The organism is Chitinophaga sp. (assembly GCF_039596455.1).
Taxonomy (GTDB): Bacteria; Bacteroidota; Bacteroidia; order Chitinophagales; family Chitinophagaceae; genus Chitinophaga.
In genome coordinates, this window is record NZ_JBCNJR010000001.1 from 686,954 (window position 1) to 700,209 (window position 13,256).

At 49.6% G+C, this 13,256-nt stretch carries 10 protein-coding genes and 1 pseudogene; 7 read left to right on the top strand and 4 right to left on the bottom strand.

Features of this window, described 5'->3' with window-relative positions:
• Positions 1-116 precede the first annotated feature (116 nt).
• A pseudogene (gene metH, locus ABDW36_RS02785) lies at positions 117-3,863 on the bottom strand (methionine synthase).
• 444 nt (positions 3,864-4,307) lie between these two features.
• Here metH and ABDW36_RS02790 point away from each other — a divergent pair.
• A complete protein-coding gene (locus ABDW36_RS02790; RefSeq protein ID WP_343700356.1) occupies positions 4,308-4,484 on the top strand; it encodes a hypothetical protein in 177 nt (58 codons plus the stop codon).
• A gap of 109 nt (positions 4,485-4,593) precedes the next feature.
• Here ABDW36_RS02790 and ABDW36_RS02795 read toward each other — a convergent pair whose 3' ends face one another.
• Both ABDW36_RS02795 and radA read right to left on the bottom strand, forming a co-directional pair.
• The gene (locus tag ABDW36_RS02795) at positions 4,594-5,277 is read right to left on the bottom strand and encodes a ComF family protein (RefSeq protein WP_343700357.1); all 684 of its coding nucleotides are present in this window, start codon (positions 5,275-5,277) and stop codon (positions 4,594-4,596) included.
• A 15-nt stretch (positions 5,278-5,292) separates the two neighbouring features.
• Positions 5,293-6,669, bottom strand: coding sequence for a DNA repair protein RadA (radA, locus tag ABDW36_RS02800; protein WP_343700358.1), 1,377 nt, complete (start codon positions 6,667-6,669; stop codon positions 5,293-5,295).
• 570 nt (positions 6,670-7,239) lie between these two features.
• Here radA and ABDW36_RS02805 point away from each other — a divergent pair.
• The 6 genes from ABDW36_RS02805 (at position 7,240) to pyrH (ending at position 11,854) form a co-directional block, all read left to right on the top strand.
• Positions 7,240-7,929, top strand: coding sequence for a zinc metallopeptidase (locus tag ABDW36_RS02805; protein ID WP_343700359.1), 690 nt, complete (start codon positions 7,240-7,242; stop codon positions 7,927-7,929).
• 234 nt (positions 7,930-8,163) lie between these two features.
• Positions 8,164-8,607, top strand: coding sequence for a 50S ribosomal protein L13 (gene rplM / locus ABDW36_RS02810; protein ID WP_343700360.1), 444 nt, complete (start codon positions 8,164-8,166; stop codon positions 8,605-8,607).
• Between the two features lie 13 nt (positions 8,608-8,620).
• A complete protein-coding gene (rpsI, locus tag ABDW36_RS02815) occupies positions 8,621-9,010 on the top strand; it encodes a 30S ribosomal protein S9 (RefSeq protein WP_343700361.1) in 390 nt (129 codons plus the stop codon).
• A gap of 45 nt (positions 9,011-9,055) precedes the next feature.
• The gene (rpsB, locus tag ABDW36_RS02820; RefSeq protein ID WP_343700362.1) at positions 9,056-10,063 is read left to right on the top strand and encodes a 30S ribosomal protein S2; all 1,008 of its coding nucleotides are present in this window, start codon (positions 9,056-9,058) and stop codon (positions 10,061-10,063) included.
• 110 nt (positions 10,064-10,173) lie between these two features.
• A complete protein-coding gene (gene tsf / locus ABDW36_RS02825) occupies positions 10,174-10,998 on the top strand; it encodes a translation elongation factor Ts (protein WP_343700363.1) in 825 nt (274 codons plus the stop codon).
• 142 nt (positions 10,999-11,140) lie between these two features.
• On the top strand, positions 11,141-11,854 hold the full coding sequence (pyrH, locus tag ABDW36_RS02830) for a UMP kinase (protein ID WP_119077860.1): 714 nt from the start codon (positions 11,141-11,143) through the stop codon (positions 11,852-11,854).
• A gap of 166 nt (positions 11,855-12,020) precedes the next feature.
• On the opposite strand, the gene ABDW36_RS02835 is transcribed toward pyrH, so the two are convergent.
• Positions 12,021-12,641 (bottom strand): hypothetical protein, encoded by a 621-nt coding sequence (locus ABDW36_RS02835; protein ID WP_343700364.1) that lies wholly within the window; start codon positions 12,639-12,641, stop codon positions 12,021-12,023.
• Between the last annotated feature and the right edge of the window lie 615 nt (positions 12,642-13,256).

Below are 13,256 nucleotides of genomic sequence, written 5' to 3' on the forward strand. Positions count from 1 at the left end.
CTTTAGCAATTTCCCCGTGCTGACGCTACTTGCGCAGACATGTAAGCGGCCAGGCGTTACCTTATGCGAAAAAGGCGTACCATGTGTGGTACGCCTTTTTCGTATATTCGATCAGGTTACATATCGTACTCCAGGTTGGGGCGAAGCCATTTTTCAGCTTCTTCCAGCGTCCAGCCTTTTCTTTGTGCATAGTCTTCCGCCTGGTCTTTTTCTATTTTGCCCAGGCCAAAGTATTTGGCCTGCGGGTTGGCAAAGTACCAGCCGCTAACACTGGCCGCCGGGTACATAGCCAGCGATTCCGTCAATGTAATGCCGGTAGATTCTGTTGCGTTCAGCAAGTCAAACAGCTTGTATTTTTCGGTATGTTCGGGGCAGGCAGGGTAGCCCGGTGCGGGGCGGATACCCAGGTATTCTTCCTTGATCAGCTGCTCATTACTAAGGTGCTCATCCGTAGCATATGCCCAAAACTCTTTGCGCACACGTTCATGGAGCAGCTCCGTGAAGGCTTCCGCAAGACGGTCTGCCAGGGCTTTCAGCATAATGCTGCTATAGTCGTCATGGTCTTTTTTGAACTTCTCCAGCCACTTTTCTATGCCTTCACCAGCGGTAACGGCAAAGCCGCCAATATAGTCCTGCTTGCCGGAAGCGGCCGGGGCAATAAAGTCTGACAGGCTGATGTTGGGCTGGCCGGGCGCCTTTTTAACCTGCTGCCGCAAAAACTCCAACGGCACCTCCGCGCCATCAGGAGCAGTAACGGTAACGGTATCAACGCCGTTAGACGAGGCGGGGAACATGCCTATTACAGCACGGGCGCGCAACCATTTTTCATCAATAATGCGCTTCAGCATTGCCTGCGCTTCATTGTAAAGGCGGGTGGCTTCTTTGCCCACCACCTCATCACTCAGTATCTGTGGAAATTTGCCGTGCAGTTCCCAGGCAATGAAGAAGGGCTGCCAGTCTATATATTGGGCAATTTCACCCAGGTCGTAATTGTCAAACACCTGTGTGCCCAGTTGTTTGGGTTTTACGGGTTGAAATTCCTCCCAGTTAACAGGCACCTTGTTTTGCCGGGCATCTGCCAGGCTGAGGTATTGTTTTACCGGCTTTTTATTCCGGAAAGCCTCATTCAGCTTTACATATTCATTTTTTACGTCTGCCAGGAAATTCTTATGCAGGGCTTTATTCAGCAGGTTACCGGTAACAGTTACACTGCGGGAAGCGTCCAGCACGTGTACCACGCCATTTTCATATTCCGGCGCAATTTTAACGGCTGTATGCGTACGGGAAGTGGTGGCGCCGCCTATCAGCAGGGGAATATCGAACTGCTGACGTTTCATTTCGCGGGCAATGTGTACCATTTCGTCAAGGCTTGGAGTAATAAGGCCACTGAGGCCTATTACATCTACTTGATGCTCGCGGGCAGCCTGCAGTATTTTTTCTGCCGGTACCATTACGCCCAGGTCAATAATGTCATAGCCGTTACAGCCCAGTACCACACCTACGATGTTCTTGCCAATATCGTGCACATCTCCCTTTACCGTGGCCAGGAGGATTTTACCGGCAGATTTTATTTCCCCGCCGTTTTGAGCTACCAGCAGTTTCTTTTCTTCCTCAATGTAGGGCGTGAGCACCGCCACGGACTTTTTCATTACCCTGGCGCTCTTAACTACCTGAGGCAGGAACATTTTGCCGCTGCCGAAAAGATCGCCCACTACATTCATCCCGGCCATGAGCGGGCCTTCTATCACCTCCAGCGGCCGCGGGTATTTCTGGCGCGCTTCTTCCGTATCTTCATCAATATAATCTGTAATACCGTTCACCAACGCGTGGCTCAGCCTTTCCTCCACGGTGCCCTTGCGCCAGGCCTCATCCTTTTCTACCGTTTTCCCTTTCGCCTTCACCGTTTCGGCAAAGTTTACCAGGCGCTCTGTGGCATCTGGCCGGCGGTTGAGAATAGCGTCTTCGCAAAGCTCGCGGAGCTGCGGTTCAATTTCGTCATAGATCTGGATCATGCCGGCATTTACAATGCCCATATCCAGCCCGGCATTAATGGCATGCAGCAGGAATACAGAGTGCATGGCCTCTCTCACCACGTCATTACCACGGAAAGAAAAAGACACGTTGCTTACCCCGCCGCTGATCTTTACCAGCGGCATGAGCTGTTTGATCTGGCGGCAGGCCTCAATGAACTCTACCGCGTAGTTGTTGTGCTCTTCTATACCGGTGGCTATGGCAAAGATGTTCGGGTCAAAAATGATATCCTGCGGCTCGTAGCCTACTTTTTCCGTCAGTATTTTATAGGCGCGGTGGCAGAAGCTCACGCGTTTCTCAAGTGTGTCTGCCTGGCCGCTTTCATCAAAGGCCATTACTACTACAGAAGCTCCGTAGCTTTGGCAGATAATGGCTTGTTCTATGAACTTCTCCTCTCCTTCCTTGAGACTGATGGAGTTTACGATACATTTCCCCTGCAGGCATTTTAACCCGGCCTCAATTACACTGAACTTGCTGGAGTCTATCATCACGGGTATGCGGGAAATGTCTGGCTCGGAAGCAAGCAGGTTCAGGAAGGTGGTCATGGCCTTTTCGCCGTCCAGCAGCGCATCGTCCATATTCACGTCAAGTACCTGTGCGCCACTCTCCACCTGCTGGCGGGCTACGGAAAGCGCTTCTTCGTACAGCCCTTCACGTATGAGCCTTGCAAACTTCTTGGACCCTGTAACGTTGGTACGTTCCCCTACGTTGATAAAGTTGGTCTCCGGCCTTACCACCAGCGGCTCAAGACCGCTCAGCCTGAGGTAAGGCTTAATGATGTTGGTAGTGTTCATGCTGTGTAACTCCTGTGGTTCTTATGCCAGTGCGGTTTCCACCACCGGCAAGGGACGCGGGGTGATGGACTTCACATGATCGGCAATGTGGCGGATGTGGTCCGGTGTGGTACCACAGCAGCCGCCAACAATGTTTACAAAACCCTCGCGGGCAAAATCTTCAAGTATGTGCGCTGTCTGGTGGGGTTGCTCATCATATTCTCCGAATGTGTTGGGCAGGCCGGCATTGGGGTAGCAGCTTACATGGCAGTTGGCTATCTGTGACAGCTCTTCAATGTAAGGCCGCATCTGGTTGCCGCCCAGCGCGCAGTTCAGGCCTATAGAGAAAGGCTTGGCGTGCATTACTGAAATATAAAAAGCTTCCAGCGTCTGGCCGCTCAGGGTTCTGCCCGAAGCGTCCGTAATAGTGCCGGATATCATAATGGGCAATTCAGGTTTGCCCGTATCGCGGAAATATTTTTTAATGGCGAAAATGGCGCCTTTGCAATTCAGCGTGTCAAAAATAGTTTCGATCAGCAGAATGTCTGCTCCCGCTTCCGTCAGGGCTTTTACCTGGTCGTAATAAGCGGCCACTACTTCATCAAAGGTAACAGAGCGGAAACCGGGGTTGTTTACATCAGGTGAAATAGACAGCGTTTTGTTGAGCGGGCCAATAGCGCCAGCCACAAACCGGGGCTTTTCAGGGTTGCGGCGGGTATAGTCATCTGCCGCCTTGCGGGCAATTTTTACGGAAGCCGTGTTCATTTCATAGGCCAGATCCTGCATGTCATAATCTGCCTGTGCAATAACCGTGCTGCTGAAAGTGTTGGTTTCAATAATATCGGCGCCGGCCTCCAGGTATTCCCGGTGAATGGCCTCAATAATATCAGGCTGGGTGATAGACAGCAGGTCACTGTTGCCTTTCACGTCTGTGTGATAGTTTTTGAAACGTTCTCCTCTGTAATCGGATTCCTGGAGTTTGTAGCGCTGGATCATGGTGCCCATAGCACCGTCAATTATCAGGATGCGCTCGCTGGCGCACTGTTGTAATGATTTCATGGCAATAACGTTTATTAGTTACGGTTTACAATGAAACCCGGGGCCGAACAATAAACAAATCTACCCGCGGGCATTTGCAAAGATAGAAAAGTCCTTATTAATAAACTAAAAGCCTTTATCTACAGAGAAGCCTGTTATTTATACCTTTGTAATTATCTTATTATCAATCCATTACAATTAATTTCAAAAAAATTCACCGAATTATTTGCGTTTAGTCTATAAATCCTATTATATTTGTAGGGTAATACAACGAGATCAAAACCAAAAACCAACCGTTTAACTTTTTATAACTATGCTTTTAAAGGAGATGCACCCGGACCCGGATAACCAGCAGCCCGCTTTTTCCTACCACCACCGCGCTGCCGCCGGATGTTATTGTATGTGCAGCTGACCTTCTTTCTCCGTCAGACATCACATATTCACTTACCGGAAAAACAAAAGAACATGAACATCAGGGATGACATTGGGCAATTGAGCCTGCGCCTGGCCAAACTGGGACTTCAGGCGGTAAATATTGAAAGTTCGCTGGCAGACGATACGTTCAGGGTGGTTTACATCAACAAGAACGCCGGCAAACGCAGCATCTCCTCAAAGGGAAAGAACAAAAAAACTTCCTCATAGCTGTAGTTGACATAATGCAACAATTGCGTATTCATAACGTGGAATAGTTACCAGAGACAGGTGTTTTCGAACACCTGTATTTTTTTCAGCACTTTCATCCGCATGCTCCCTACTTGTCAGCATAAGCGAGGCTGCATACGCTGACCATCACCCCTTCCTCCTGCTGAACAGCCCTGGCGCAGGCTTCCATGGTGGCTCCCGTGGTCAGTACATCATCTACCAGTAATACATGCTGCCCCTTCACTTCCATCGGCTTTGCCAGCGTAAAGGCATTGGCTACGTTCTCCCATCTTTCCGGGCGCGCCTGCAATGTTTGTGTGGTAACGGCCGCAGCGCGGGAAAGGGCATGCGGCAGTACAGGGCTCCCAAGCACACCTGCAATGCCTGTTGCCAGCAGCGCGGCCTGGTTGTAGCCGCGATGCCGTTGTTTCACCAGGTTAAGAGGCACTGGCACTATACGGCTGATCTGCTGCCACCAGGAGCCTTGTTGCAATTGCATGCCCAGTTGCCGGCCCAGGTAAAGTGCAATGTCTTTCCTGCCATGATACTTGAACTGGTGCACCAGCCGCTGCAGGGGCGCATGCCGGCCAAAGTAATAACCGGCGGTGGCATGCTGCAGGCGTACGCGGCCCCAGAATATTCTTTCAACGGGATTTTGATGCATGTGCTGGAAACCGGTGGCCGGCAAGCGGCTGGCGCAGCGGAGACAGAGCACTTCTTCGCTGCGGGTGAGGTCTTGTCCGCAACACTCGCAGGTGCGCGGGTACAGCAGGTGTAACAATGGATGTAGCATGTATTGTACTTTTCGTTAGAATAGCAGGCGGTACACTTCTTCCACTCTTCCAAGCGGTACCACTTCAATATTGAATTTACTGAAATCGAGCCCTTTCTTATGATATTTGGAGATAAATATTTTTTCGAAGCCCAGCTTCTCCGCCTCCGCTATACGCTGCTCTATCCGGTTCACCGCCCTTATCTCGCCACTAAGGCCCACTTCTCCGGCAAAACAGTTTTTGTGGGAAATACCTACATCTTCATAAGAAGAAAGCAACGCACAGAGCACGGCCAGGTCTATGGATGGGTCTTCCACCTTAATGCCTCCGGCAATATTGAGGAACACGTCTTTTACACCAAAGTGAAAACCACCGCGTTTTTCCAGCACGGCCAGCAGTAGTTGCAGCCGGCGAAGGTCAAAACCGGTGGCGGTACGTTGTGGTGTACCGTACACAGACTGCGTAACCAGGGCCTGCACCTCAACCAGCATAGGCCGCATGCCCTCAATGGTAGCAGCAATGGCTACGCCGCTCAACATATCATCACGCTGTGAGATCAGTATTTCAGACGGGTTGCTTACCTGGCGCAGCCCTTGTCCCGTCATTTCATAAATACCCAGCTCGGCGGTAGAACCAAAGCGGTTCTTGATGGTGCGCAGTATACGGTAGGCATAGTGCTGGTCTCCTTCAAACTGCAGCACTGTGTCTACCATATGCTCCAGCACCTTGGGGCCTGCTATGGAACCGTCTTTGGTGATGTGCCCAATGAGAAAAACCGGCGTATTGCTTTCTTTGGCGAAACGCTGCATTTCCGCAGCTGTTTCCCTGATTTGCGAAACACTCCCCGGGGCTGATTCTATCAGGGGAGATTGCAGGGTTTGAATAGAATCCACTATTACAAGTTGGGGTTCCAGCTTCCGTATTTCCTGGAAGATAGCCTGTGTAGATGTTTCCGTCAGCAAATAAAACTGGTCGTTCCGGATCTTCAGCCGGTCTGCCCGCATCTTGATCTGTTGTTCGCTTTCCTCTCCGCTGATATACAGGGTTTTAATATTCTTCAACATCAATGCGTTCTGCAAAAAAAGTGTGGACTTGCCGATGCCCGGCTCTCCACCTACCAGCACCAGCGAGCCTGCCACTATGCCGCCACCCAGCACGCGGTTCAGCTCACCGTCTGGCGTGAGCCATCGCTTTTCTTCTATGCCTTCTACCGCGTCCAGGTGTACCACTTTGGGTGCACGCGGCTGATCTGCTTTTGTACTTTTCCACTCCTGCCGGTGTAAAGGCAATTCCTTCTGAACCTTTTCTTCTACAAAAGTGTTCCATTGATTACAAGCAGGACATTTACCCGTCCATTTGGCTGATTCATATCCACAATTCTGACAAAAAAAAGCTGTTTTGATTTTACTCATGCAACAAAGTAAGACGAAAAAAAGGAGAACTGATTTTTGTTGCAGAAAAAGATGAATGTCTACTCAAAAGAAGAAAAAATCGCTGTCCGAAATCCTTTAAATGAGAAAAGAGCCAACGGAGGATTCCGCTGACTCTTTCTACTTACTAACCCATTAAATTCAGGACTAAATTACTAAATGGGATGAGAATAAAAAAGTTTATTTAAAGGATGTTAATAACTTTTAAAGTGTTAATTCCGTTGGCAGTCAGTCGGCTGGAACCCCCTATTGTAGCCTGTTTCGCCTGTAGATAATTTCTTATAAAAAGCTGTAAATTATTGATAGCTAAGGGTGGCCGGGAGAGGATTCATATATTAAAATCATATCATATTATATATATAAAGCACGTATAAAAAGAGGTCAAAAAGTGGTCGGTTCCAGTCAAAGTGTCAGTGTTAATTTTTTACTGCTGACAAAAAATATGCGTAACCGGTCGGTTTCGTTCAAAAAATGTTAAATCGGTTAAATGGTAGGGGATTTGATGATGAATAGGGGTAATTTTATGTCAACAATCTAAAACAACAATAACAGATGACTCCAGGAATTATGATCGTATCCCTCATTTTTGTGGGGATCAGTGCGCTGGTCAGCTTCAGACTGCGGAGCAAGTTTAAGGAATACAGCCAGGTGCCGCTTTCTTCCGGGCTTACAGGCAAGGAAGTAGCGGAAAAGATGCTAAAGGATAATGGTATATATGATGTAAAAGTAATATCTGCCCAGGGTTTCCTGAGTGACCACTATAACCCTACGGATAAAACCGTAAACCTGAGCCCGGACGTGTACAACGGCGCCACAGTGGCGGCAGCGGCCGTGGCGGCCCATGAATGCGGGCACGCCGTGCAGCACGCCACCAGCTACGCCTGGCTGAACTTCCGGTCTAAAATGGTGCCGGCCGTACAGATCAGCTCTTCGCTGGTACAGATAGTACTGATAGCGGGCATTTTGCTGATCAATGTGTTCCCGAACCTGTTGCTGGGCGGTATTATACTGTTTGGCGTAACTACCCTTTTTGCGGTGGTGACGCTGCCGGTGGAGTTTGACGCCTCCAAAAGGGCGCTGGCCTGGCTGGACAGTACAGGCATGACATATAAGGCGGAGCATGACAAGGCAAAGGACGCTCTTTGGTGGGCTGCCATGACCTATGTGGTGGCAGCTGTGTCCTCTATTGTTATATTATTACAATACTTAATGATATATCTGGGTGCGCGTGACCGCAACTAAAGCATTGAAAACTACTAAAAAGGCCGGGTTTCCGGCCTTTTTTATGCCCAGAAGCCTTTAAAACCGGCCGTTTAATAACCTGTTGATAACTCTTGGTCAAATTTTTTATTGAAAATCAATCAATTGCAAAGGCGCCTCCCAAAAAAGGCCTCCAAATTGATGGTTTTATTCATTTTCCATCTTAGCTTTGCACTCCCAAACAGGGCGATATTTAATTATCATTTTATTAAAGCGATGAATACTTTAAGTTTTAAAACAAAATCTGCGAACGACGCTTACGTAAAGCGCGACTGGTACATAGTGGATGCCACCAACATGACCGTGGGCAGAATGAGCGCCAGGATAGCAGCCATACTGAGAGGTAAGAACAAACCTTACTATACCCCTCATACTGACTGTGGCGACAATATCATTGTGATCAACGCCGAAAAGGTTGTTTTCACCGGCAACAAACTGAACGACAAGGAATACCTGACTTACTCCGGTTACCCCGGTGGCCAGAAAGGTGAAACCGCCAAAGACCTGCTGAAACGTCGCCCTGAAGTGGTGATTGAAAGGGCTGTTAAAGGCATGCTGCCTAAAAACCGCCTGGGCCGTGCGATGTACAAAAAACTTTTTGTTTACGCTGGTGCGGAACATCCGCATGCTGCTCAGAAACCGCAGTCTTTAACTTTCTAATCACACCTGAATAATGGAAAAACAAAAAAATACTATCGGTCGTCGTAAGGAAGCAGTTGCCCGCGTATACGTGAGCAAGGGTACCGGCACCATTCTGGTGAACGACAAGGATTATAAAACATATTTTTCGCTGATCTACCTGCAGAACCAGGTGGAGGCGCCTTTCAAGACCATTGACGCGCTGGATAAATTCGATGTAAAAGTGAATGCACAGGGTGGTGGTATCAAAGGCCAGGCAGAAGCGGTAAAACTGGGTATTGCGCGCGCACTGTGCGAGATCAACCCTGAATTCCGCCCCGCGCTGAAAGCGGCCGGCCTGCTGAAACGTGATCCCAGGGCTGTTGAACGTAAGAAACCGGGTAAAGCCAAAGCAAGAAGGAGCTTCCAGTTCTCTAAACGTTAATGATTGCAGCATTCAATTCTTGACCATCAATTTGATTAAAACAACATGGAAAATAATACTTCATTACAGCAGCAGTTACTGGAAGCCGGTGTACACTTCGGTCACCTGAAGAAAAAGTGGAACCCGAAGATGCTGCCTTATATTTTCGCAGAAAAGAAAGGTATTCACATCATAGACCTGAACAAAACCGTTGAAGGCCTGCAGGAAACAGCCGCTGCGCTGAAATCCATTGCAAAGAGCGGTAAAAAGATCATGTTCGTGGCTACCAAAAAGCAGGCGAAAGAAATTGTGGCCGATGCTGCAAAACGCGTGAACATGCCTTACGTAACGGAAAGATGGCTGGGTGGTATGCTGACCAACTTTGCCACTATCCGCAAGAGCGTGAAGAAAATGCAGAGCATTGAAAAAATGCTGGCAGACGGCACTTTCGATAACATTACCAAAAAAGAGCGCCTGACGCTCTCCCGTGATAAGGAAAAAATGGAAAAAGTGCTGGGTGGTATTTCCCAGCTGGCACGTGTTCCGGCAGCCCTGTTCATCGTAGACATCAGCCATGAGCACATTGCGCTGGCTGAAGCTAAACGCCTGGGCGTTTCCACCTTCGGTATGGTAGATACCAACTCCGACCCTACCAAAGTTGACTTTGCTATTCCCGCAAATGACGACGCCACCAAATCCATTGCCATCATTGTTAGCTATATAGCCGCAGCTATTGCTGAAGGCCTGGCTGAGAGGGCAGTAGAAAAAACCGATGAGGTGGAAGAAGAAGAAGCAGACAACAAAGTACGCAAGTTTGAACTGGACGGTGGCGATGAGCGTGGTGAAAGAGGCCGCAGGCCCGGTGGTCCCGGCGGCAGAAGCGCGGGCCCCGGCGGTCAGCGCGGTCCTGGTGGTCCCGGTGGCAACCGTGGTGGTGGTAACCGCGGCGGCGGAGCCGGCAGAAGCGGCGGTGGTAACCGTCCCGGCGGCAACCGTCCGGGTGGTGGCAGCCGTCCCGGCGGCGGTGGCGGATTCCGCCCCTCCGGTGCAGGCAAACCTGGCCCTGCCAGATAATCTGATATCATACAGTCAGAATAGTGAATCGTGAATGATACCTGTCGTTCACGATTCACATTATAATTCTTGCGTAATTACATATTAACTCTATAAACTGATTATATATCATGGCAACAATTACAGCCGCGGACGTAAATAAACTCCGTCAGCAAACCGGAGCCGGTATGATGGATTGCAGAAAGGCGCTGGTGGAAACAGATGGTGATTTTGAAAAAGCAGTAGACTACCTGCGCAAAAAAGGCCAGAAAGTAGCAGCCCTGCGTTCAGACCGTGAAACCAAAGAAGGCGTTGTGATCGCCAAAACCACAGCAGACGCAAAAGCCGGCGTAGTAGTGTTACTGAGCTGCGAAACAGACTTTGTGGCAAAAAATGAGGATTTTGTGAAGTTTGCCCAATCTATTGCGGACCTGGCCCTGGCCAACAACATCCAGACCGTTGAAGAACTCAACGCAGCCCCGCTTGACGGCGCTACCGTTGCAGACAAAGTAAACGACCAGGTAGCCAAAATCGGTGAAAAAATCACCCTGAGCAAATTTGAAAGAGTTGAAGCTGCCGCCGTAACCGCTTACATCCACGGTAACTACCGCATGGGCGTGCTGGTTGGCTTCAGCAAACCCGTTGGTGAAGAAACCGGCAAAGACATTGCCATGCAGATTGCGGCCATGAACCCGATTGCAGTAGATGCAGACGGCGTTCCCGCGGAACTGGTAGCCCGCGAGAAAGAAATTGCCATTGAGCAGATCAAAGCTGAAGGCAAACCCGCTGAAATGGCTGAGAAAATTGCCGCGGGTAAAATCAATAAATTCTTCAAAGAAAGCACCCTGCTGCAGCAGGCCTTCGTAAAAGACGGTAACAAGTCTGTTGCGGACCACCTGAAATCTGTAGACGGAGAACTGAAAGTGACTACTTTCAAGCGTGTAGCATTAGGATAAACCCGGTAAACGATACAAAAGGAGAGAACGAAAAATTCTCTCCTTTTTTTTGCATATACATTTCGAGGGGATAATATTGGGAACGGATTTGTATATTTGGCCGTCTATCCCAATAACAAATCTTACAATAATTATAGCTGACATGTTGCCAAAGTACAAAAGAATTCTGCTCAAGCTGAGTGGTGAGTCTCTGATGGGAGATAGTAATTATGGAATTGATCCGAAAGTGATAACGCAGTATGCGCAGGATATTAAAGCCGTAACCGACCTGGGAGTACAGGTGGCCGTTGTAATTGGCGGCGGTAATATTTACCGGGGAATGAATGAGGCGGAAACCGGCATTGAAAGGGCCCAGGGTGACTACATGGGCATGCTGGCCACCGTTATTAACGGTATGGCCATGCAAAGCGGCCTGGAGCGGGCCGGCATGTACACCCGGCTGCAATCAGCCATCAAGATGGAGCAGATCGCAGAACCTTACATCCGGCGCAGGGCCATCAGGCACCTTGAAAAGGGCCGGGTGGTAATATTCGGCGCCGGTACGGGCAATCCCTATTTTACAACGGATACCGCAGCTTCTCTGCGGGCCATTGAGATACAGGCAGATGTTATTCTGAAGGGTACCCGGGTAGATGGCATTTACACTGCAGATCCGGAGAAAGATCCTGCTGCCACCCGGTATGAGACCATAACCTTTGCCGAAGTATACCAGAAATCACTGAATGTGATGGATATGACCGCTTTCACGCTTTGCCAGGAAAACAAGCTGCCCATTATTGTGTTTGACATGAACAAAACGGGTAACCTGCTGCATGTGATCATGGGCAGGAACGTGGGCACGCTGGTTAAAGGTTAGATATAACCAGTAAAACCAACGATACTAAAAAGGCCGGCTATACGGGAGAACCCGTGGGCCGGCCTTTTTTGATTGCTATGCCATATCTATCAAGCATCCCCGGGGAAGACTCCGCGGCCGTGCTGTTATTTTCTATGGAGAATGAGAATAGATGACTGTTGTGCTGTTACGGAGGAAAATACTGCCGGTAATGCGTAAGCAGCCCGGCGAACATGGGTTCAGGAAACAGACTGCCTGAAGCCGCTCCCGGCCGCCCCACCGCAGCCAATGCCTCCGGCCCCCGGCCGGTGTGCGGCTGTATAAACACTCCTTCCCCATATTCGCCGGCGGCGGACTGCTCATAAAATGCCGCCGAAGAGAACCGGTAAGCTTCAGGCTGGTGACAAAGGCCGGCTGCAACGGGCGCGTCATGCATCTGCTGCAGCTTTTCTACGACGGTTTCGGCGGCGGTGACGGGCAGGGCCTCTGCATACCGCTCCCAAAACTGGAATTGCCTGTCCCGGAGAGGACTTCTGTAAGTTTCGAGTTCCCGGCGGTTAACGGCTTTTAGCCGGTGTTTGATCTGATGGGCTGTGAATTTGAGCAGCATTTGCCGGACGTTTCTTTGTTCCCAGGCAGGCTGTTGCTGCCATAGCAAGTGAAATTCACCAGGCAGGATGACAAAGCCGTATAACCAGATACGTTTATTAGCCACCATAAAAGCCAGACTGTCCAGCACAATTTGTTTATGAATGTCTTCTTCAAGGAGCCATCGTCCCTTTACACAGTGAGCAGAAAAAAATTCCATTTGCAGGTATTAAAGAAGTTGTATCTGCTCTCCTCCCTTACAGGAGCGGAACAGCGCAGTTCGTTTATTTCTGATGAAAAGTGAAGAGGCTGCCGGTGGTGGATGGCCGGCGCGCAAGTCTGTTATGCATGGAAGGAATGCCTGCCCCGTTGCCCACATTAAAGTATCCATTGCTCCAGATCAAAATCAATAAAAACCTGCAAGCACATGTAACCCCATAATCTGCAACGGGAACCGGCCACCCTTCACCGGCAAGCCTCTCACAAGTGATCGACTGTCAGTAACGATAAACGTGGTGATGGCTACCTGAAGTGCGAAGTGGTAACACCATCCGTATGTCTAGCCTCCTGAATGAGCCGTCACCCTTTTATGTAGAGCAGAAAGTCTGAGGATAAAAGTGAAGACCGGGGCGCTTCTTCGCATAAACCCAAAATTCGGCGAAAGGAGAAGAGCACCCGTGAATGAGCATCCGCCCCGGTCAAAGAAATCCGCACCTTTCGGCACTTGCGCCAGAGAATAATTCGCTTGTTTTGAGCGTTCCGGCATGTCAGGCAACGATATTGCGCTACATGCCGTACCGCAGGCAATTCCAGGTTGTATAAAGACAATGGTTCA